This window comes from Streptosporangium sp. NBC_01469, from assembly GCF_036227305.1.
In the GTDB taxonomy this organism is placed as follows: Bacteria; Actinomycetota; Actinomycetes; order Streptosporangiales; family Streptosporangiaceae; genus Streptosporangium.
Genome location: NZ_CP109465.1, coordinates 5,150,444 through 5,170,140, shown reverse-complemented (window position 1 = coordinate 5,170,140; position 19,697 = coordinate 5,150,444). Strand labels below are relative to the sequence as shown.

Below are 19,697 nucleotides of genomic sequence, written 5' to 3'. Positions count from 1 at the left end.
AGCCGCTCTCCACAGGTTCTCGACACGGAGGATTCGCGTGAGGCACTCCGGGAGAATCCTCCGGTTCGACGGCATCAGCGGCTACGGCTCGATCGTCTCCGACGATGACGAGGAGATCCGTCTGCACGCGGCCGACCTGCGGGATGACAAGTACCTGTTCGTTCCCGGAACCGAGGTCTCGTTCGAGATCGAGGAGAGCGGCCACGGGTTGAAGGCGTACGACGTGGCCCTCGCCGGTTCCACCGGGGGGCCGGTGCTGTACGTGCTGTCGAGCAGGCGGGAGGAGGCCGAGGAGGACCTCTGCGACGTCCTGCCCCGGAGCGAGTTCCTCCGGGAGATCACCGAGGTGATCGTCGTCGCGGTGCCCTCGCTCAGCGCCAGGCAGATCCTCCAGCTGCGCGCGCACCTGGCGAGGTTCGCCCTGTCGCATCACTGGATAGAGGGCTGAGTGCCCGGTTCACGCGGTGTCGGTGAGATCCCGTGGCAGGCCGACGGGCAGCTCGGTCCGCCTGTTGACGTTGAGCTTGCGGTAGGCCCGGGTCAGGTGCTGCTCGACGGTGCTCTCCGTGACATGGAGCTTCCGGCTGATCTCCCTGTTCGTCAGCCCGCGCGAGGCCAGCGTCGCCACCCTCCGCTCTGCGACGCTGAGCACGTCGAGCCCGCCCTTCTCGGCCTCGTCGGCCACATTCCAGTCGGGCAGCAGCCGCTCGTACAGCACGTTCGCCTGGCAGGCCTTGGCCAGCTGCAGCGCGTGCCTGGTCATCATCCGCGCCCGGTCGACCTCGCCCGTCTCCTGCCTGGCCTGGCTGAGCTCGGCGAAGGTCAGCGCCAGCTCGTACCGGTCGCCGCACGCCTGCAGCAGGTCCGCGGACTTCCGCAGGAGCACCAGCCCCTGCTTGACGTCGCTCGCGGCGGCGAGCACGCGCAGGCAGACCCCCTTGACGTTCGCCTCGTCCGCGCCGCTCAGGGCCAGCTCCTCGCGGGCCAGCTCGCGGGCGGCGTCGAGTTTCCCCATCCGTACGTAGACCTGCGCCAGGCCGCTGCGCCACGGGATGACCGAGGGGAAGTCCAGACCCCAGTTGCCGGCCAGCATGCCCGCGCTCTGGAAGTCGCCGAGCGCGGCGTGCAGCCGGTCGGTGGTCAGGTAGTAGTGCCCGCGGGCGTGCAGCACCTGCAGCCAGAACCTCGTGTTCCGCATGGAGTCGGCGGGGATCTGCCGGAGCTGGCTCCTGGCCTCGGCGAACTTCCCCATCCGGGTGTTGACGAGGACGAGTTTCGCCATCGGCGAGCCGATGGCGACCCCCCAGCCCTGGGCCGGCAGGATCTCCATCGCCGCGCGGGCGTGCCGCTCGGCCGAAGGCAGGTCGGCGTAGCGCAACGCGATGCCCGCCTGGACGTCCAGCAGGACCGCGCGCCAGGTCGCCGCCCGCCACAGGGCCGCCTCCCCCAGCAGGTACTCACACCAGAAGCTCGCCCGGTCGACGCGCCCGGAGTGGATCAGCACGTGCATGGCGGAGATAACCGCCTCCAGCACGGTGTCACCGGCCTGGCAGCTCTGCAGCACCAGCTCCGCGTTGTCCACCGTCTCGGGGCTGCCTCCTCGCGTCAGCATCGCCGTCCAGCTCGTGGCCGACCTCTTCTCGGCGCTCACCCCGGACGCGGTAGTGATCACCTGCGGATACCAGCAGTGCAGCCACTCCAGGGTGGTCCGGTACTCGGCCGCGTCCAGGTGCCCGGCCGTCACGTCCAGCCTGGCCAGTACGGCGGCGGCGTCGCGCCAGCGCCCGAACCACACCAGTGCCCTGAGCAGCAGGAGCGCGTCCATGACGCTGAGGAGGCCCTTGACGTCCGCCTCCAGCAGCGACTCCAGCTCCTTGACGGCGGCCGCGGCGTTGAGCCGCCACTGCGCGCGGACCAGCTCCGCGGTCAGCGCGGCGGCTCTCACCTCGTCGACGTGCCGGCCCCGCCTGGCCAGCTCCAGGCAGTCGATCGCCTCCCGCGCGTTGCCCCTGGCGAGCTCCTGCTTCGCCGCGCTCTCCAGGATCGGGACGGCCCAGGACTCGGTCGCCGCTCCCGCCGCGACCAGGTGTCCGGCCGTCTCCAGGTGCGGGGCGTCCTCGTCGTGCAGTATCCCGGCCGCGCGCAGGTGTAGCGGGGCACACTCCTCAGCCGGGATGTCGCCGAGTACGGCGGTACGGGCCCGTTCGTGGCGGAACCTTCCGCCGTCCATGAGCCCGTCCGTCTCCAGCTGTCGCAGCAGCGCCGTGACCGTGGAGGGTTCCGTCTCGAGCAGTTTGGCGATCGTGTCCGGCGTCGCCGACTCCCCCAGCACCGCGGTGGCGCGGGCGGCCCGCAGCAGTTCCGGTTCGCCGCGCTGCAGGCAGGCCAGCACGGCTCGGGCGAAGGCCTGGCACACGACCGCCTGGACCTCACCGGAGCGCCTCTCGTCGCCGTAGGTCCGGTAGTCGTCGATCAGGGCGCGCACGATGAGCGGATTTCCGCCGCTCAGCCGATGGCACTCGGCGGCCAGCTCGCGCGCCACCGGCGACCCCAGTTCGGCTTCGATCAGCCGCTCGACCCCCTCGGGCGAGAGGAGCCGCAGTCTGATCATCCGGAAGTACGGCTGGCGGGCCAGTTCGAGTTCGAGGGGAGAGTGTGCCCTGCTCGGTGCCGCCCGCTCGTTCAGGATCAGGAGCACCCGTGCCGACCGGATCCGGCGCTGCAGGTAGAGGAGGGTCTGCATCGAGGCCTCGTCCGCGAAGTGCACGTCGTCGACGGCTATCACCACCGGACGTTGCCTGGCGAGCCTCAGCAGGGTGGCGCACGCCTCGTGCACCAGGCGCGCCGCCTCGAGCACGTCCCCGCCACCCCAGGATGCCAGTTCCCCGTAGACATCCGACGGCAGGTGCGCGCTGTGGAAGAGCTGTCCCATCACGCCCATCTGCAGTGTGCGTTCCGCGGGCGAGCCGGCGGCGGTCAGGAGCAGCGCACCCGATTCGACCGCGTATTGAGCGAAATGATAAATGAGCTCGGTTTTACCGCTTGCCACTCCACCGCTGACCAGTACTACATGCCCGTCCCCTTCGGCACTTTCTAAGTAGAGTTTTCTCAGCCCTTTGGAAATTGCGCCCCGGTCAAACAAATCAGTACTCCGACTTCGGTCAGACTTCAGCCCCCAGTGCCTGCCCCGGCATCCCCCGATGCCCGTCACGGTGAATCTACCATCCACCCCATACAAGTGTCTAGATATGCGACACAGGCCACGCTTCGCGCAGTAATAACTACAAAATGGTGCGGTGAAATCGTCGACCCCGGTAAACAATTGTTTTCGGGAGGCTAGCGCCGGCCCGATGGCGAGAATCCGGCATCTGACCTGCGACGTTCGCGAGAGGAATACACGACACAAGATCGGCGAACCACCCCGTGGCCCCCAGTGTCATGGCAACTCCGCCCGCACCGAACAATGCTTCAAAAACATCAGTGGCGGTGAAACGACTCGTGAATTACACCCGTCGGCCGTCCATCCGGTGAACGACGAGTTTTCCAGCGCGTTACGGTTGACCACGCGGGCTCCACCACACCGACCGGGACCGTTTCCCGTGGGCGGCGGAACCCTTTCGGTCACGGAACTGGAAGAATCCGTGAGCGGCCCTGTGGCGCTCGCCGGGACTTCCGTTCACGTGAACGGCCGAGCGACACCTCGCCGAGCCGGATGCCGTCGTGCCACGGGGTCCGCGAGACGCGCGGGTGATCGTGGTCGACCATCCGGGCGTCGAGACGTGAGTGCCGGTGGGCGTCCCGCTCGGTGCCGTGCACGATGACGGACCTCTGGTGACGCGAGAGTCTCATCGGCTCGCGTGCCGGCGGGTGATGCGAGGTGGCGACCGCGGGAACCGTCGTCATCGGCGGACCTCTGCCTCGTCGAGGCTCTCGCGGGGGTCAGAAGTGGGTGTGACGAGCAACTCCGCCGATTTTCCGGCGTGCGGGAAACAGGGCACCTGGATCTCGCTCCTTGGTGAGTAACCTCTCCAAGGTTGCCAGCGGTGCCCCGCAGGGGACAACCCCCTATTTGACCTCTGTCCGGGTAGGGGTGTCGGACGCGGAAGTGGATGCCAGGCAGTCCGTGACCAGTCGCAGGACCGCGGCCTGGTGCGCGTTGAGATAGAAGTGGCCCCCCGGGAAGACCTTCAGCCGGAAATCGGCGCCGGTGTGCTCGCCCCAGGCCTCGGCCTCCTCCAGCGTCACCTTGGGATCGCTGTCACCGACGAGCGCGCGGATGGGGGCCCGCAGATCGGGGCCGGGGACGTACCTGTAGGTCTCGGCCGCCGCGTAGTCCCCGCGGACGGCGGGCAGCACCATGCGGATGATCTCGTCGTCCGCCAGCACGTTGGCGTTGGTGCCTTCGAGGCCGCGGATCTCGGCCAGCAGCTTCTCGTCGTCCAGCAGGTGGAACGTCTCGTCACGCTCACGTGACGGCGCCCGCCGCCCCGAGGCGAACAGCACGGTCACCGCGATCCCCCGCTTCTCCAGCCGCCGGGCGACCTCGAACCCCACGGTCGCGCCCAGGCTGTGACCGAAGAGGGCCAGCGGCCGGTCGGCCCACCCGCTCACGGCCTCGGCCACCGAGTCGGCCAGCTCGGGGACGTTGTCGACACAGGGCTCACCGCGCCTGTCCTGACGTCCCGGATACTGCACCGCGAGCACCTCGACGGCCGGGGAGAGCGCCCGCGAGACACCGAAGAAATAGCTGGCCGAGGCCCCGGCGTGCGGCAGGCAGACCAGCCGGTGCCCGGCCCGGGGAGCCGGGTGGAACCGGCGGATCCACATGTCGCTGTCAACGGCGGTGTCCGGCATGACGCGCTCCTTCTTCGTTCGTCTTCTTCCCTCGTGCCGCGGGGAGTACACGCCGCCGGCCGCGGACAGCGGGCTCATCGACCCGGAATCGAACAACCTGCCCAGCCGGACCTCCGGAGCGCGAAAATCCACTTCCGGCACGCCGGGACCCGATGACGCGTCCTCAACGAGTACGGACATCGACTCACACTCCGCAGCGGTGAGCAGCGGGCAACGAATTCGTCGCGCACCTCTTGAAACAAGAGAATAAGCCGGGGATCCGTACGCCGGACAACCCCTAACTTACCCTTACGTCCTTTCGCGATAGTGGATTGCCCTTTCGAAGGGAAGGCCGAGCCTATTATCGTTTCTCCTCGTTGCGCATATCTAGATGGGGGTACGTGCCATGAAGGGGATCATCCTGGCAGGTGGCTCCGCCACCAGGCTCCATCCGGCCACGCTGGTCGTTTCCAAACAGCTGCTTCCGGTGAACGACAAGCCGATGATTTACTATCCGCTTTCCGTGCTCATGCTCATCGGCGTACGCGATATTCTGATCATCTCGACACCTGTCGACGTTCCCCGGTTCCAGTCTCTCCTGGGGGACGGATCGCAGCTCGGCCTGCGCATCGACTACGCGGTCCAGGACGAGCCCGGTGGCATAGCGCAGGCATTCACCATCGGCGCCGACCATATCGGGGACGACTCGGTCGCGCTGATACTGGGCGACAACATTTTCCACGGCACGGCGTTCTCCGACCTCCTCCTGGAAAAATCGAAGGACGTGCGCGGGTGCGTGCTCTTCGGCAGCGAGGTGCGCGATCCCGAGCGGTACGGCATCGCCGAGATCGACGCCTCCGGCCGGCTCCTGAGCATCGAGGAGAAGCCGGTCCGCCCGCGCTCCAACCTGGCGATCACCGGCCTGTACTTCTACGACAACGACGTCGTCGACATCACCAAGAACCTCCGGCCCTCGCCCCGGGGCGAACTGGAGATCAGCGACGTGAACCAGGTCTACCTGAGCCGCGGCCAGGCGAACCTGGTCGTCCTGGGCCGGGGCTTCGCCTGGCTGGACACCGGCACGCCGACCTCGCTCCTGCAGGCCGGCCACTACGTCCAGACCATGGAGGAACGCCAGGGCGTGCGCATCGCCTGCCTGGAGGAGATCGCCCTGCGGATGGGCTTCATCGACGCCGACGCGTGCTACCGGCTGGGCGTCCGGATGTCGAGCTCCGGCTACGGCCGGTACGTCATGGACCTCGCCAGGTCCGCGGGGCTCTCGGCGTCACTGTCATAGGGGAACGGGCAACCAGCGAGAGGGAGACGGGCATGTTGGTGACCGAACACGACGTCCTGCCGGGCCTCGGCCGGCTCATCGGCGAGATCACCGGGACACCGGCCTCAGGGATCACCATGGACGAGATCCTCGACCCGGCGTTCCTGGCCGAGATCGTCGCGGCCGCCAGGCACGACTACAACCTCGACCTCACCGACGACGAACGCGGCGGCCTGAAGACCGTCGGCGACCTGGTCGGCCTCATCCTGGGCTGAGATCCGGGAACGGCTCAGGAGTAGGCGGCGACCATGCCGGTGACGACACCGGCGAGCGAGACGAGCGTGAGGACGCAACCGAGGACCACCGCCGTGCGCCTGCCGCGACGCGCCTTGAGAACGTGGAGGAACACGTACGGCAGGAAGCCCAGCACGCCGACGCCGAGGAACGGCATGGTCAGCGCGGCGAGGACGCCGGAGGTGCCGGTCGGGACGGCGCGGTCGCCCTCGGGGGTGAGCTGGGCCCGCCTGACGTCACCGGCGGTGGAGTCGGGCGAGGCGTCGACCGGGATCGCGTCGCCGCCGCCGTCGAGCGCGAAACTGCCCTCGCAGTCGTAGCGGCCCTGCCCCAGATCCTGGCACGAGACGACCGTGAGCGTTCCGGGGGTGCCGACCGAGCCCGTCGCGAGCTTGAGGCCGGGCACCGCGACCACGAAGGGCAGCACGCCCAGCCCCGTCCAGAGGATCAGCAGGATGGCCATGCCGACCTTCCCCGGTGTGCGTCCCGGGCCGGGGGTCGGCACCGGCTGGAAGGCGTTTGCGATGTCGTCGAATGCGCTGCTCATACGGAAAGGATGGGACACGCCACTTGTGAACTACCTGTTCATGGCTTGTCGCCGACCGCCCTGGCCTCGGCCTCGGCGGCGCCGAGTTTGGCGGCCTCCTCGAGAGTGGGGGCGGTGCCGCCGAGGTGGCGTGGCTGCCGCCAGACGCCCGGCGGGATCTCAGGGCAGCGTCGAAGTCGCCGCGACGTCCGTCACCGCCGACAGGCCGCAGGGGCCCAGCCCGAGCATGCGGGAATGGAAATTTCGCGGATCGAAGCCGGACCCGAGGCGACGGCGCGCGATTTCGCGCGCGTCATGCCAAATCTTGGCACCGTACGCGTAGGTCAGTGCCTGCCCCGGCCAGCAGCCCTTCGCGGGCAACCCGATCGGGCACCGATCCCGTCGTCTTCCCGCTCTCGGCCGGACTGATCAGTGATGATAGAGCGACGGGCACGGCTTCCCCTGGGATCGGATGGCTTGAGAACCTCGATCTTCGGGAGTCGTGCCCTTTTTCGCGCCCGGATTGGGCCAGTTATTACCTGAGGAGAACGCTGCTACCAGCCACACACAAGGAATCAAACCCGGTCAAAGCTCCAAGATGCCGGGGCCGTGCCACAACACCAACGACGTATCACTCCTCATCAACAAGGGTGCAAGTAGCGATAAATAACGCCATCAAAACAAAAAGGAGTCATGTTGCTTATCGAAGACGAAGATCCCTGTAAGGTCGTGGTCAACCATGAAGAGCAGTATTCCAGCTGGCCGCAGGGTCGTGATAACCCGCCCGGATGGAATGAGGCAGGAAAAAAAGGAACCAAGCACGAATGCCTGGCCTGGATCGACGAGCGCTGGACCGACATGCGCCCGTTGAGCCTGCGTCGCTTCACCGAACCGGCCGGGCACGTCACCGGAAACAATAGGTGACCGGAAGGGACGTGCCCCGGCCCACCCAAGCGGAGGAGAAAAGAGAGCATGTCAGCCTCTGATGCCAGCACGGGAACCGAGAAAGGGCCGAGCGCACTGAGCATTCTGCGCGACAACCCGAGGTTCCTGTCGCTGTGGTCGTCGCGAGTCATCTCCGCCACCGGCGACACACTCAGCCTTGTCGCGCTGATGCTTCACGTGGCCGACACGACGGGGCAGGCGATCGCGGTCTCCTTGCTTCTGCTTGTCGGGGATTTCGTTCCTTCCCTGCTCAGCCCGATCGCCGGCGCGATCAGCGACCGCTTCGACCTCAAGCGGGTGATGATCGTCTGCGAGGTCACCCAGGGCGTGATCCTCCTGCTCATCGCGCTCTCGCTGCCGCCGCTGCCTCTGTTGCTGGTGCTGGTGGGTCTCCGTGCCATCGCGGGGCAGGTGTTCCTGCCGGCCTCACGGGCGGCGATACCGGGTCTGGTGCGAGACAAGGACCTGGAGACCGCCAACTCCACGCTCGGCTTCGGGACCAACGCCGCCGAGGCCATCGGGCCACTGATCGCGGCGGTGCTGTTCCCCTTCATCGGCATCCGCGGCGTTCTCCTGGTCGACGCCGCCTCCTTCCTGCTGGCGGGAGCGCTCCTGCTCCGGCTGAAGTCCCTTCCCCCGATCCCCGCCGAGGACGGCGAGAAGTCCTCGCTCCTGCAGGACGCGAAGTCCGGGCTGGGCTACATCTGGTCGGCCAAGGTGGTGCGGATCATCGCCCTGGGTTTCTGTGCCATCGTCGCGTTCAACGGAGTCGACGACGTCGCGCTGGTGCTCCTGGCCAAGGTGACCTTCGCCGCCGGCGACTCGGCGGTGGGACTGCTTCTGGGGGCGGTCGGCATCGGGCTGATCTTCGGATACGCCCTGATGACCCGCTACAGCAGCCGCGTGCCGCTGGTGGTCCTGTTGATCGCCGGCTTCGCGGTGAGCAGCGTGGGCAACCTGCTCACCGGGCTGGCCTGGGCCGTCGCGGCCGCGTTCGCCACCCAGTTCATCCGTGGATTCGGCATCGCGGCGATGGACGTGGCCACCAACACCATGCTGCAGCGGCTGGTCCCGCCGAGGATGCTCGGCAGGGTCTTCGGCAACCTCTACGGAGCCATCGGGTTGGCGGCCGCCCTGTCCTACGTCGGCGGCGGTTTCCTGCTCGACGCCACCTCAGCGCCGGTGACCCTCATCATCGCGGGCGCCGGCGGCACGCTGGCCACCGTACTCGTCGCGTTGACCCTGCCGGGAGTGCTGCGCAGGAGCACTCCCGGCCAGGGCACGGAGAACAGCGAGAACAGCGAAGACAGCACCAAGAACACCGACAAGGACACCGAACTGCGTGAGGTCAGGGAATAGCGATCCGCCGCAGCGCCTCGGCGAGCCCGCCACAGCCGCTGTAGCGATCTCGCGGATTCGCGGCCATCGCTTTGGCGACGACACGATCTACCTGGGGTGGGAGATCGGGGCGCAGCACGGCAAGGGAAGGGGGCGCGGGCCGAGAGCCGGCTTGTGTCCCTGGAAGGAGGCCATCGTGGTCAGACACCCGTAGAGCACACATCCGAGGGCGTAGACATCGGACCGGCGGTCGACCACCGGTTTCACATCCCGATGGACCAAACCCTGGGAGTGGAGATGGTCCAGGGCCTCCCCCGTCTGCGCGATGACCGATACGGCGTTTTCAAGAGTGAGAGGACCATTCGATTCGAGTAGTGCCCGCAGATCTCCGCCATAGATATAAGGCATGACCGCATAAAGCAAACCGCCATTCTCACCAACGCCGTAGATCGGCATCACATGGGGATGGCTGAGACCGGCCGTCGTACGCCATTCGCGCAGAAAACGCCGGGGAAACATCTCGTCCCGAGAATATGCGGGACGCAGCGCCCTCACCGCCGCCCTTCTGCCCATGGGGTTCATCGCGGCCTCGGCGTTCACTCCCCGGCTGACGGTGAGGCTGGGCGCGAGGCCCGTCACGGTGGTGGGCACCCTGCTCGTCGCGGGCGGCATCGCCTGGCTCACGCGGATCTCGACAAGCAGCGAGTACTTTCCCGATCTCGCCATCCCGATGGCGCTGAGCGGATCGACGCCGAGTCCCCGGGCCGGCGGAGGTCGGGACGGACCGAGGATCGTCGCACCCCTGAACCTTTCCGGACACCGCCGGGGCGTCATGCCCCGTGATGCCTCACCCTCGCCTCGGCCTCGGCGGCGTCGAGTTCGGCGGCCTCCTCCGGGGTGGGGGCGGTGCCGCCGAGGTGGCGGGGCTGCCACCAGACACCCTGCGGGATCTCCGGGTAGCTCCGCTGTGCCTTGTCGAGCATCTCGGCCATGCGCTCGCGCAGGTCGGCGGTGACGGCGTCGTAGTCGTCGCCGCGCTGGGGGTGCATGGGCTCGCCGACCTGGATCGTGATCGGCACGTGCCGCTGCAGCAGCTTCTTGGGGTGGCCCTTGGTCCACAGCCGCTGGGTGCCCCACAGGGAGACCGGGATCATCGGCACCTTCGCGCCGACTGCCATCCGGACCGCGCCGTTCTTGATCTCCTTGACCGTGAAGGACCGGCTGATGGTGGCCTCGGCGAACACCCCGACGACCTCGCCGCCCCTGAGCGACTTCAGCGCCGCGCCGAACGCGGCGGCCCCGGCCGCGCGGTCGACCGGGATGTGGTGCATGCCACGCATCAGCGGGCCGGAGATCCGGTGGTCGAAGACCTCCTTCTTCGCCATGAAACGCACCAGGCGCCCGGCCGGGCGCGCGGCCCACCCGGCGAAGATGAAGTCGAGATAGCTGATGTGGTTGCTGACCAGCACGGCCCCGCCGGTCCGCGGGATGTGCTCGGCACCCTCGACAGTGATCTTGAGGTCCAGCGCGCGGAACACGGTCAACGCCGCCCCGAGGACCGGGGGGTACACGATCTCAGCCATGGCTGAACCGTACCCCAGCTCTCCACCCGGCCCGACCTCCCGATCCTTCCCCGACGCCCTCGCGCGGACGGAACCTCAGTGCCCCCGGAACGCCTCCTCCAGCCACCACGCCCCCCGCGCGCGGCTGACCCTGGCGTGGATCAGCAGGGGCCGGTCGCGGGCTCCCTCCAGCCACCGGGCGACCGCGCCGAGATCCGCCCGGTCCCGTACGGTGACCGCCTCGCAGCCGAAGCCCCGGGCGATGCCGGCGATGTCGGCGGGCGGGAAGGTGACGGTGTCCAGGGGATACCCGTCCGGGCCGAAGTGGTGCACCTCGGCGCCGTAACCGTCGTCGTCGTACACGACGATCACCATCGGGAGGCCGAGCCGTACGACCGTCTCCAGCTCGGCGACGCCCATCAGGGCGCCCCCGTCGCCCAGCGCGGCCACCGGGAGCCGGTCCGGCTGGGCCAGGGCCGCGCCGATCGCGGTGGCCAGGCCGAGGCCGATCGACTGGAACGCCTGCGTGAAGCAGAATCCCCGCTCGTCGGGGACATCGAGGAACATCGACGGATATCCCATGAAATTTCCGGAGTCGATGGAGACGACGCGTTCCGCGGGGAGCAGGTCGTCCAGCTCGATCGTGAGCGTCCGGGGGTCGATCCTGCCGTCGCCGCTCTCGTCGGTGTAGGGAACGTCCCGCCAGCGGTTCTCCCCGGCGATCCGCGCGGCCAGCCCCGCCGAACGGTAACCGGCACCGGCACGCTCGCCGAGCAGGCGGTTGGCGGCCCGCGCGGTGAGGGCGACGTCGCCGGCCACACCGAGGTGGACGGGCCGGTGAGCGCCGAGCGCGGCGACGTCCAGGTCGACCTGGACGACGGTGGTGCCGCGGCCGATCAGCGTGCCGTGGCGCATGGTCCACATGTTGAGGGCGCAGCCCCAGCCCACGAGCACGTCGGCGTCGCCGATGAGCTCGACCGTGAGCGGCGAGGCGAAACCGCCGCTCACGTCCAGGTCCCACGGGCTGCCCCTGAAGAGTCCCCTGGCCACGGCGGAGGTGGCCAGCAGCGCCCCGGTCCGCTCGGCGAGCTCCTCGATCTCGCGCCGGGCCCCGCGTGCGCCCCGCCCGGCCACGAAGACGGGACGGCGTGCCACCGCGAGGATCTCCACCAGCCGGGCGACCTCGTCGGTCCCGGGCTCCACCAGCCGGGCGATCGCCCCAGCCCCTGCGCCGGGTTCCGGGGGCCGGACGATCCGTTCGGCTCCGGGCTCCACCAGCCGGACGACCTCGTCGGTCCCGGGCTCCACCGGCCGGGTGGCCTCCCCCGCTCCCGGTACGGCCGCGCCCACCCCCTCCCCGCCCCCGAGAGCCGCAGGAACATCCCGGCCCGCGTCCGGGACGGCCAGCCCCTGCACCTCCAGCGGAAGGTTGAGCAGGACCGTACGGCGCCCGTCGCGAGCGGTGCGGAACGCCTCGGCCGTGTCGGCGGCGGCGGTCTCCGCCGACCCGATCCGCAGCGGGACGGCACCCACCGCCTCCGCCAGCGCGGTCTGGTCGACGAAGAAGTTCGAGCGGGGCTCGGTCACCTCTCCGGCCAGCACGACGAGCGGGGTACGGCTCTTGGCGGCCTCGGCGATACCGGTCATCGCGTTGGTGAGCCCCGGCCCCTGGTGGACGCTGAGCACGGCGACCCCGCCGCTGAGGCGGGCGTAGGCGTCGGCCATGGTCGCCGCACCACCCTCGTGGCGTGCGGCGACGTAGCGCACACCCTGCGCGACCAGGGCGTTGGTCACGTGGAAGTTGCCGCTGCCCACCACCCCGAAGGCGGTGTCCACGCCGAGTGAGGCGAGGGTCCGCCCCACGACCTCGGCGACGTTCACCTCTCGACCAGGGCCAGCACCCGCAGCGGGCTGCCCGAGCCTCCGGCGATGGGCAGCGGCGGCGCGACGACCACGGCGCCGGTCGCCGGGAGCCGGTCGAGGTTGCGCAGCTGGGTCAGACCGTACTTCCCCGCGCCCAGCAGGAACGAGTGGCAGGGGAAGGCGGGGTCGAAGCCGTGCGCGGCGCCCGCGTCGGTGCCCACGGTCTCCACACCCAGCCCGGCGACAGAGGTCTCCTCGGCCAGCCACCGGGCGCACTCGACCGAGACGCCGGGCGTGTGCGGGCCGGTCTCGCTCGCGTTCAGGAAGCGCTCCTGGTCGTGGGAGTAGGCGTCCCAGCCGGTGCGGTAGAGCAGCCATCCGCCCTCCGGCAGCGGCCCGTTGGCCTCCTCCCACGCCTTGACGTGCGCGATCTCCAGCAGGAAGTCGGGGTCCTCGGCCGCCTCGGCGGCGAAGTCGAGGACCACGGCCGGGGCGATCAGCCGCTCGACCGGCACCTGCGAGACGTCCTCGCCGTCCTTGCCCGTGACCCAGTGAACGGGCGCGTCGAAATGGGTGCCGGTGTGCTCACCGGTCACGATGTCGTTCCAGTACCACGCGGGGCCGCGGTCGTCGTAGCGGCTGATCTCCTTGAGCGTGAACGGGACGGTGTTGCCGAACGGCTCCGGCAGCCGCAGGATCGGCGTCTCCGACGACAGCGGCGCCGTCAGGTCGATCACCTCGATCCCGCCGTTCCGGATGCTCTCCACCAGGTTCCGCAACACCGACATGACGCCTCCAGCTGGGATAAGACCTGGGCAGATCCTCCTACACCGCCATCTCCGCCGCCACCTTCGCGCACGCACCGGCCGACGCCCACCGCGCGCCGGGCCGCCAGGCGCCAGGACCCGCACCGGCCCCATACCGGCCCCTCCCGCGCCCGCCGGGCATCGGCCCTCGCCTCCGGCACGGTCCGCGGCTCGGAGCCCGGGAGGAGAGGGCTTCCGCCGGCCGATGCTTGCCATCGCCCGCGAACAGGGCGAGTTTGGGAACTGTGAAAAAGCTCATCAACGAGGTCGAGTCAGTCGTTCCCGATGCGCTGCGCGGCGTCGCGGCGGCCCATCCCGGGCTGCGGGTGGACGTGGACAACCAGATCGTGTTCCGGGCCTCGGGGCCGCGTCCGGGCAAGGTGGGCCTGGTGTCCGGCGGCGGGTCGGGGCACGAGCCGCTGCACGCCGGATTCGTGGGGTACGGCATGCTCGACGCGGCCTGCGCCGGTGAGATCTTCACCTCTCCCGTACCCGACCAGATGATCGAGGCCACCGCGGCGGTGGACGGCGGGGCGGGGGTCCTGCACATCGTGAAGAACTACACGGGCGACGTGCTGAACTTCCAGATGGCCGCCGAGCTGAGCGGCGAGGAGGGGGTGCGGGTGGAGAGCGTGCTGGTCGACGACGACGTGGCCGTACGCGACTCCCTCTACACGGCGGGGCGCAGGGGCACCGGCGCCACGCTGTTCGTCGAGAAGATCGCCGGGGCGATGGCCGAGACCGGCGCGCCGCTGACCGAGGTCGCGCGGGTGGCCAGGGAGGTCAACGCCCGCAGCCGCTCCTTCGGGGTCGCGCTGAGCCCCTGCACCACGCCCGCGGCGGGCATGCCCACCTTCGACCTCGCCGACACCGAGATCGAGCTGGGCATCGGCATCCACGGCGAGCCCGGCCGGACACGCTCGGCCATGCGCCCGGCCCGCGAGCTGGTCCACCTGGCGATGGACGCGATCCACGAGGACCTGCCGATCTCCGGCGACACCCTCGTCATGGTGAACGGCATGGGCGGCACGCCGCTGATCGAGCTGTACATCGCCTACGCGGCCGTCGTGGACCATCTGGCGGAGAAGGGGGCGCGGGCGGCGCGGAACCTCGTCGGCAACTACGTCACGAGCCTCGACATGCAGGGGTTCTCGATCACGGTCTGCCGGTTGAACGAGGAACTCACCCGGCTGTGGGACGCCCCCGTCGAGACCCCCGCCCTGCGCTGGGGCCGCTGATGACCTCCGACGCGGACGCCGCCCCGCACACCGATCCGCACAGCGACACGAACACCGAGACGAACGCCGGCCCGCACACCGACCCGGATACTGGGACACACACCGGCACGGACGCCGGCCCGCACACCGACACGGACGACGCTGGGATGAACACCGCGATGGACACCGCCCTTTTCACCGCCTGGATCGAGGAGACCGCCAGGACCGTCGCCGCCGAGAGGGAGCGGCTGACCGGCCTGGACGCCGCGATCGGCGACGCCGACCACGGGGCCAACCTCGACCGGGGTCTCACCGCGGTCGCCAAGGCTCTGGCCGCCGGGGAACCCGGCACCCCGGGAGCGCTGCTGGTGCTGGTGGGCAACACCTTGATCCGCAAGGTCGGCGGGGCGTCCGGTCCCCTGTACGGCACGGCGTTCCGAGAGGCGGGCAAGACGCTGGGCGACACCCCCGAGGTGTCCGTCGCGCAGCTCCACGCGGCCCTGGAGGCCGGGCTCGCCGGGGTGCGGAAGCTGGGGTCGGCGGCCGAGGGCGACAAGACCATGGTGGACGCCCTCGCCCCGGCCGTACGGGCACTGGAGCAGGCCGTACGGGATGGGAAGGACCCGGCGGAGGCGATCGGCGCCGCGGCGTCGGCGGCCCTTACCGGAGCCGAGGCGACGATCCCGATGCAGGCCCGCAAGGGGCGGGCCAGCTATCTCGGGCCGCGCAGCGTGGGCCACGAGGACCCCGGCGCCGCCTCCACCGCGCTCATCATCTCCGCCCTGCACACGGTGACTGCGCGATGACCCGCTTGGCGGGACGGCCGGTGGCCCCGTGGTAGGCATCGTCCTCATCTCGCACAGCGGCCCGCTGGCGGCCGCGGTGGCGCTGCTGGCCGCGCAGATCGGCGGCACGAACGTGCCGCTGGCCGCCGCGGGCGGCACCGAGGACGGCGGCCTCGGGACCAGTCCCGACCTGGTGGCGGCGGCGATCGAGGAGGTGGACCGGGGAGAGGGGGTGATCCTCATCCCCGACCTGGGAAGCTCGGTGCTCACCGCCCGGCTCTTCGCGGACGAACGTGTGGTGATCGCCGACGTGCCGTTCGTGGAGGGGACCATCTCGGCCGTCGTGTCGGCGGGCACCGGCTGTTCGCTGCAGGCCGTGCTCGCGGCGGCCGAGGAGGCGAGGACCTTCCGCAAGCTCTGAGGCGGAAACCCCCGCCCTCCGGGGAGAACAGGGATTTCCGGCGTACCCGCGAGACCCGGCCGGTCGGTGCGGACCGAGACTCCGACGTACGCGCGAGGCAGGGCCGGTCCGTGCGGACCGAGACTCCGACGTACGCGCGAGGCGGGGTCAGCGCGTGGCCAGCAGGCCCTCCAGCAGGCCGAGGACGGCCTGGACCGGAGGGGGCGTGGTCCCGAACTCCACGTCGGTCCCGCTGACGGAGTCCATCACGGTGACCGAGCTCTGCGGCAGCCCCCAGCGCTCACCGCCGTCGTGACCCACGCCGACCTCGATACCCGCGAAGGTGACGTACTCCCAGTTCTTGAGCTCCCTCCTGAGCGCCTCGTGGCCGCGTACGGTGGCCCACTCGGCGACGGCCGCGAGGATGTCACCGAGCGTGTTCTCGCGCTCCTTCAGGTCTCCGGACTGGAGTTCCTCGATCTGGCGATCCAGCTCGGCGCGCTGGGCGAGGAGTGCGTTGATGTCGCTCATAGGGGGCCTTTCAGGGGAGGTGAGAAGTATGCGGGTGGGAGCGGCGAGTTCTCTGGAAGGTCGTTCACGAGAGGATCGGGCCTCCACCCGGGCAGAACCCCGCCGCGATCCGCGGGCTGCCGGAGGCTTCGCCGATCACTGGAGAGGACATTGCCGTCATGCGTCACATAATGGTGCCGTACGACCCCACCCTGCGTCGATCCGTCACGGTGGAATCCTCACGCTCAGAGGCAGCGGGCATCGAGACGCGCCCCTCGCACCGTCGTCGTGCTGGTCAGGGTACGGCGTCGCGGGCACGGGCGGTGAGGTCGAGATACTCCTCGCGGGACAGCGTCCGTACCTCGAAGCCGAGTCCGTGCCGCGCGGCGAAGCGGTGCGTGTCCTCCAGCGGCCACGGGCCCGGCAGGTGGCGGACGGGCCTTCCCTCGCCGTCCACCACGAAGAGCCCCGGCAACTTCTCGTGACGGTAGGCGATCAGGGCGGCCGCGCAGCCCAGGTCGGGCCCGATCTCGATGTCGTCGGAGACCATCCGCGAGCCGAGCCGGACACGCAGCGTCCTCCCGTGCGGAACACGCAGCGTCTTCCCGCGCGGGACGGAGAGGTACGGCCCTCCGGGCGGCCCGAGCGCTGAGCCGCGCCGGACACGCCGGTTGTGCCACGCCTGCCGCACGGGCTTCAGGAGGACGAGCAGGGGGGCGAAGAAGACCGCCAGCCACTTGGCGTCCAGCAGGTCCAGCAGCATCCCGCCCAGCGCGGACAGCCCCCGCCACGCGAACCAGCCACCCGTCGCGACGACATAGGCCATCGCGAACAACCCGGCCACCCCCGCGCAGACCGCCACGGTCTTCTTGGCCCTGGACAGCCGGGGGACCTCCAGCCCGGTGAGGCGCGTCCAGCCGGGGGCCCGCCTGCTCAGCACGGTACGCACCATCCTCGACGACATCACCAGGGCGTCGTGCACGAGAAGTTGCCGCCCGGCCGCGAAGGCGGCCACCTCGTGGGCCGTCCACGCGCCGGGAAGGTCGGCGAGCACCAGCCCGTCGGCGTCGAGCACGGCCAGCCCGGTGAGGGAGCGCGACTCCTCCTTACCGGAGACGAACACCCGGCGCTCGTACCGGTAGTGGTACAGGGAGGCGGGCGCGAGCAGCAGCGAACGTCCGGCCACCGGGTCCCTCGCGACCAGCGTCGGGCCGTCCCAGCCGAGGGTGGTCGCCGGGCGGGGCGTGCCCTCCAACGCCCCCTCGTACGGCCGGAGCTCGCCGGACACCTCGTCGGACGGCCTGAGCCGGGCCGCCGCCTCGTGAGAGTGGTCGCCGCGCACCGGGAGTCCCGCGTCCGCCGTGGTGCGCCACAGCGGCGCCCGGTTCTCAAGGGCGGCGCGCCCCTCCCACTCGGTGGCGTAGAGCCGGTACTCGAAGGTCAGCCCGGCGTCCGCGGCGAGCGTCTCCACCAGATGACGGGGCCTGGCTCCCGGGGAGTCGAGCATGACCCTTCCCTCGGCGTCCAGGACCGCGACCCCGTACACGACCCCGATCTCGCGGGGAAGGCGGTACAGGACCAGGAAGGCCGCGCGTTCCTCACCGGTGAGCGGCAACCGGATCGGATGACGGCCGGGCACCTCGACGACGAGACAACCGTCGTCCACCCCCATCTCACACCCGCCCCCGGCGAGCGATCGTCTCGCGCCTATCGCTACCCCCGTCTCCCCCGCTTCGGAAAGCCCCCTTTTCCAGAAGTGACGGATAAAGCAAACATAAAGTTCCAGGAACGGGGACGTGGAATCACACCGGGAGGATCGGCCACTGCCCGGTCGTGGCGTCGTCCGCTACCTCCTCGGGCCGTCGTTTCCGTACAAGACGGCCGCGGTGGCGCTTCCTAGCATGGGCGTGGGCACTCCGCCGCGGTGCGTCGGCGTGGCAACACCATCTACCTGGCGGCCTCGTCGCCCGGCAAAATGAGGAGAACAGCACATGCGTGATCTGGTCTATACCGCGTTCGTTTCGCTCGACGGCGTTGTGGACTCCCCGGGTGGCGGGCCGGGCGAAGACCACCGCAGCGGTGGCTGGGTGGTCAAGGACATCGAGTTCCTGCCCGAGGCGTTCTCACTCAAGGGCGAGGAGCTCGAGGATACGACGGCGCTGATGTTCGGCCGCCGCAGCTACGAGGTGTTCGCACCGATCTGGCGCGACTCGGAGGACCACGCCGCCTACAGGGAACTGCCCAAGTACGTGGTCTCGACCACGCTGCCCGACGACGCCCTCGTCGAGGGTTGGGGGCCGACGACGATCCTGCGCTCGACCGAGGACGTCGTCGAGCTCAAGAAGAGCGAGGGTGGCGCGATCTTCATCCACGGGAGTGCGGAGCTCGCTCGACGCCTGTCGGACGCGGGCCTGGTCGACCGGTACAACCTGCTCGTCTTCCCGGTGCTGCTCGGAGCCGGGAAGAGCCTGTTCAGCAGCGCGGACAAGGACAAGCAGGCACTGAGCCTTCGGGCGTCCGCGGCCTACCCCAACGGTGTCATCAAGTTGATCTACGACGTCGTCGGCTGATCCAGATCCAGGGCGATCGCACCGCCGGTGCCCTCGCGGAGTTGTCGCGCCGTACGCCCGACGTACCGTCGCAGCGCACGGGCCAGGTGCGGCTCGTCGAAGTACTCGAGCTTGGAGACGACATCGGTGACCGGGGTGCCGTCGGCCAGCAGCGCCGAGGCCTTGCGGACGCGTTCGATCTGCCGTACGGCCCCCCGGGTGAGCCCGGTCGCCGCGCGGAACCGGCGTTCGACGGTGCGTCCCGAGACCACTGGACGGTGACCTCGGCAGACCTCGGCGACGAGCGGGTCACGGACCACGGCTCCGGCGCGCACAAGGCGGTCGACCAGGGCCTCGGCGTCGTCGGGGCCGGGAGTCTCCCAACGGAGACCGTCCAGCCGGAAGGTCCTGTGCGTGGCGTCGGGGAGCTCGACGCCACAGTCGACCAGGGCCGGCGTGGGCACGGCCCGGAGCCAGGTGCCCACCGCGAACTCGATGCCGACGAAGGTAGCGCCCTCCGGCACCGGCGCGGTGCCGGTCCTGGTCTCAGGGCCGGAGACGCTCGCGTACGCCGTGCCCTCGAGCTCCCAGAACACCAGACCCCAGCACACCGTCGCCACCGAGGTCATCTCCGCGACCCACTCGCTCGTACAGGTCCACACGGTGTCGACCCAGGGCGAGTCGGACGCGCGAGTCTCGAACCACAGTGCCACGGGAGAAGGATAGGCACAGTTCGTCGTACACCCAATCGAGCCGGCCCCATCGGCGCGACGCCTGGTCGATCTGGCGATGA

At 69.8% G+C, this 19,697-nt stretch carries 20 protein-coding genes; 9 read left to right on the top strand and 11 right to left on the bottom strand.

All coding sequences use genetic code 11. The features are described 5' to 3' along the window. Window positions 1–37 precede the first annotated feature (37 nt). A complete protein-coding gene (locus tag OG587_RS22915) occupies window positions 38–448 on the top strand; it encodes a hypothetical protein (RefSeq protein ID WP_329093459.1) in 411 nt (136 codons plus the stop codon). Window positions 449–457: 9 nt separating this feature from the next. On the opposite strand, the gene OG587_RS22910 is transcribed toward OG587_RS22915, so the two are convergent. Both OG587_RS22910 and OG587_RS22905 read right to left on the bottom strand, forming a co-directional pair. Then, complete coding sequence (locus OG587_RS22910) at window positions 458–3,211, bottom strand: ATP-binding protein (RefSeq protein WP_329093971.1); 2,754 nt, start codon at window positions 3,209–3,211, stop codon at window positions 458–460. 854 nt (window positions 3,212–4,065) lie between these two features. Next, window positions 4,066–4,854, bottom strand: a complete 789-nt coding sequence (locus tag OG587_RS22905) for a thioesterase II family protein (protein ID WP_329093457.1) — start codon at window positions 4,852–4,854, stop codon at window positions 4,066–4,068. A gap of 385 nt (window positions 4,855–5,239) precedes the next feature. Between OG587_RS22905 and rfbA the strand changes: the two genes are divergently transcribed. Both rfbA and OG587_RS22895 read left to right on the top strand, forming a co-directional pair. Continuing rightward, window positions 5,240–6,130 (top strand): glucose-1-phosphate thymidylyltransferase RfbA, encoded by an 891-nt coding sequence (gene rfbA, locus OG587_RS22900; protein ID WP_329093456.1) that lies wholly within the window; start codon window positions 5,240–5,242, stop codon window positions 6,128–6,130. A 32-nt stretch (window positions 6,131–6,162) separates the two neighbouring features. Beyond that, entirely contained in the window at window positions 6,163–6,384 is a 222-nt protein-coding gene (locus tag OG587_RS22895; RefSeq protein WP_329093454.1) for an acyl carrier protein, read from the top strand. A gap of 14 nt (window positions 6,385–6,398) precedes the next feature. Here OG587_RS22895 and OG587_RS22890 read toward each other — a convergent pair whose 3' ends face one another. Both OG587_RS22890 and OG587_RS47240 read right to left on the bottom strand, forming a co-directional pair. After that, window positions 6,399–6,950 carry a hypothetical protein gene (locus OG587_RS22890; protein WP_329093453.1) on the bottom strand — a complete coding sequence of 184 codons (552 nt, stop codon included), beginning with the start codon at window positions 6,948–6,950 and terminating at the stop codon, window positions 6,399–6,401. 159 nt (window positions 6,951–7,109) lie between these two features. After that, window positions 7,110–7,310, bottom strand: coding sequence for a DUF885 family protein (locus OG587_RS47240; RefSeq protein ID WP_443075601.1), 201 nt, complete (start codon window positions 7,308–7,310; stop codon window positions 7,110–7,112). Window positions 7,311–7,622: 312 nt separating this feature from the next. On the opposite strand from OG587_RS47240, the gene OG587_RS22885 reads away from it, so the two are divergent. Then, complete coding sequence (locus tag OG587_RS22885) at window positions 7,623–7,853, top strand: MbtH family protein (RefSeq protein ID WP_329093451.1); 231 nt, start codon at window positions 7,623–7,625, stop codon at window positions 7,851–7,853. Between the two features lie 48 nt (window positions 7,854–7,901). Continuing rightward, window positions 7,902–9,233, top strand: a complete 1,332-nt coding sequence (locus OG587_RS22880; protein WP_329093449.1) for an MFS transporter — start codon at window positions 7,902–7,904, stop codon at window positions 9,231–9,233. An 87-nt stretch (window positions 9,234–9,320) separates the two neighbouring features. Here OG587_RS22880 and OG587_RS22875 read toward each other — a convergent pair whose 3' ends face one another. The 4 genes from OG587_RS22875 to OG587_RS22860 all read right to left on the bottom strand — a co-directional run bounded on the left by OG587_RS22875 (window position 9,321) and on the right by OG587_RS22860 (window position 13,425). After that, window positions 9,321–9,938, bottom strand: a complete 618-nt coding sequence (locus tag OG587_RS22875) for a protein kinase domain-containing protein (protein WP_329093447.1) — start codon at window positions 9,936–9,938, stop codon at window positions 9,321–9,323. A 104-nt stretch (window positions 9,939–10,042) separates the two neighbouring features. Next, on the bottom strand, window positions 10,043–10,795 hold the full coding sequence (locus OG587_RS22870) for a lysophospholipid acyltransferase family protein (RefSeq protein WP_329093446.1): 753 nt from the start codon (window positions 10,793–10,795) through the stop codon (window positions 10,043–10,045). A gap of 75 nt (window positions 10,796–10,870) precedes the next feature. Beyond that, on the bottom strand, window positions 10,871–12,655 hold the full coding sequence (locus OG587_RS22865) for a thiamine pyrophosphate-binding protein (RefSeq protein ID WP_329093445.1): 1,785 nt from the start codon (window positions 12,653–12,655) through the stop codon (window positions 10,871–10,873). Then, window positions 12,652–13,425, bottom strand: a complete 774-nt coding sequence (locus OG587_RS22860) for a cyclase family protein (RefSeq protein ID WP_329093444.1) — start codon at window positions 13,423–13,425, stop codon at window positions 12,652–12,654. Before OG587_RS22860 ends, OG587_RS22865 begins: the two co-directional genes overlap by 4 nt. Before the next feature lie 263 nt (window positions 13,426–13,688). On the opposite strand from OG587_RS22860, the gene dhaK reads away from it, so the two are divergent. The 3 genes from dhaK to OG587_RS22845 are packed head-to-tail and all read left to right on the top strand — an operon-like array spanning window position 13,689 to window position 15,866. Next, window positions 13,689–14,681, top strand: coding sequence for a dihydroxyacetone kinase subunit DhaK (dhaK, locus tag OG587_RS22855; protein ID WP_329093443.1), 993 nt, complete (start codon window positions 13,689–13,691; stop codon window positions 14,679–14,681). Beyond that, a complete protein-coding gene (dhaL, locus tag OG587_RS22850) occupies window positions 14,681–15,466 on the top strand; it encodes a dihydroxyacetone kinase subunit DhaL (protein WP_329093441.1) in 786 nt (261 codons plus the stop codon). Before dhaK ends, dhaL begins: the two co-directional genes overlap by 1 nt. Before the next feature lie 28 nt (window positions 15,467–15,494). Then, window positions 15,495–15,866, top strand: coding sequence for a PTS-dependent dihydroxyacetone kinase phosphotransferase subunit DhaM (locus OG587_RS22845; RefSeq protein ID WP_329093439.1), 372 nt, complete (start codon window positions 15,495–15,497; stop codon window positions 15,864–15,866). A 147-nt stretch (window positions 15,867–16,013) separates the two neighbouring features. On the opposite strand, the gene OG587_RS22840 is transcribed toward OG587_RS22845, so the two are convergent. After that, window positions 16,014–16,376: a hypothetical protein gene (locus OG587_RS22840; protein WP_329093437.1), complete on the bottom strand. Its 363-nt coding sequence runs from the start codon at window positions 16,374–16,376 to the stop codon at window positions 16,014–16,016. A gap of 274 nt (window positions 16,377–16,650) precedes the next feature. Beyond that, entirely contained in the window at window positions 16,651–18,021 is a 1,371-nt protein-coding gene (locus tag OG587_RS22835) for a hypothetical protein (protein WP_329093436.1), read from the bottom strand. Window positions 18,022–18,346: 325 nt separating this feature from the next. Between OG587_RS22835 and OG587_RS22830 the strand changes: the two genes are divergently transcribed. After that, on the top strand, window positions 18,347–18,925 hold the full coding sequence (locus OG587_RS22830) for a dihydrofolate reductase family protein (protein ID WP_329093434.1): 579 nt from the start codon (window positions 18,347–18,349) through the stop codon (window positions 18,923–18,925). On the opposite strand, the gene OG587_RS22825 is transcribed toward OG587_RS22830, so the two are convergent. Next, entirely contained in the window at window positions 18,907–19,617 is a 711-nt protein-coding gene (locus tag OG587_RS22825; RefSeq protein WP_329093431.1) for a helix-turn-helix domain-containing protein, read from the bottom strand. The genes OG587_RS22830 and OG587_RS22825 overlap by 19 nt on opposite strands. Between the last annotated feature and the right edge of the window lie 80 nt (window positions 19,618–19,697).

Coding starts and splice junctions, on each gene's coding strand:
- OG587_RS22905 (WP_329093457.1), bottom strand. CDS start 4,854: ATGCCGGACACCGCCGTTGACAGCGACATGTGGATCCGCCGGTTCCAC.
- rfbA (WP_329093456.1), top strand. CDS start 5,240: ATGAAGGGGATCATCCTGGCAGGTGGCTCCGCCACCAGGCTCCATCCG.
- OG587_RS22895 (WP_329093454.1), top strand. CDS start 6,163: ATGTTGGTGACCGAACACGACGTCCTGCCGGGCCTCGGCCGGCTCATC.
- OG587_RS22890 (WP_329093453.1), bottom strand. CDS start 6,950: ATGAGCAGCGCATTCGACGACATCGCAAACGCCTTCCAGCCGGTGCCG.
- OG587_RS22885 (WP_329093451.1), top strand. CDS start 7,623: ATGTTGCTTATCGAAGACGAAGATCCCTGTAAGGTCGTGGTCAACCAT.
- OG587_RS22880 (WP_329093449.1), top strand. CDS start 7,902: ATGTCAGCCTCTGATGCCAGCACGGGAACCGAGAAAGGGCCGAGCGCA.
- OG587_RS22875 (WP_329093447.1), bottom strand. CDS start 9,938: ATGGCGAGATCGGGAAAGTACTCGCTGCTTGTCGAGATCCGCGTGAGC.
- OG587_RS22870 (WP_329093446.1), bottom strand. CDS start 10,795: ATGGCTGAGATCGTGTACCCCCCGGTCCTCGGGGCGGCGTTGACCGTG.
- OG587_RS22860 (WP_329093444.1), bottom strand. CDS start 13,425: ATGTCGGTGTTGCGGAACCTGGTGGAGAGCATCCGGAACGGCGGGATC.
- dhaL (WP_329093441.1), top strand. CDS start 14,681: ATGACCTCCGACGCGGACGCCGCCCCGCACACCGATCCGCACAGCGAC.
- OG587_RS22840 (WP_329093437.1), bottom strand. CDS start 16,376: ATGAGCGACATCAACGCACTCCTCGCCCAGCGCGCCGAGCTGGATCGC.
- OG587_RS22830 (WP_329093434.1), top strand. CDS start 18,347: ATGCGTGATCTGGTCTATACCGCGTTCGTTTCGCTCGACGGCGTTGTG.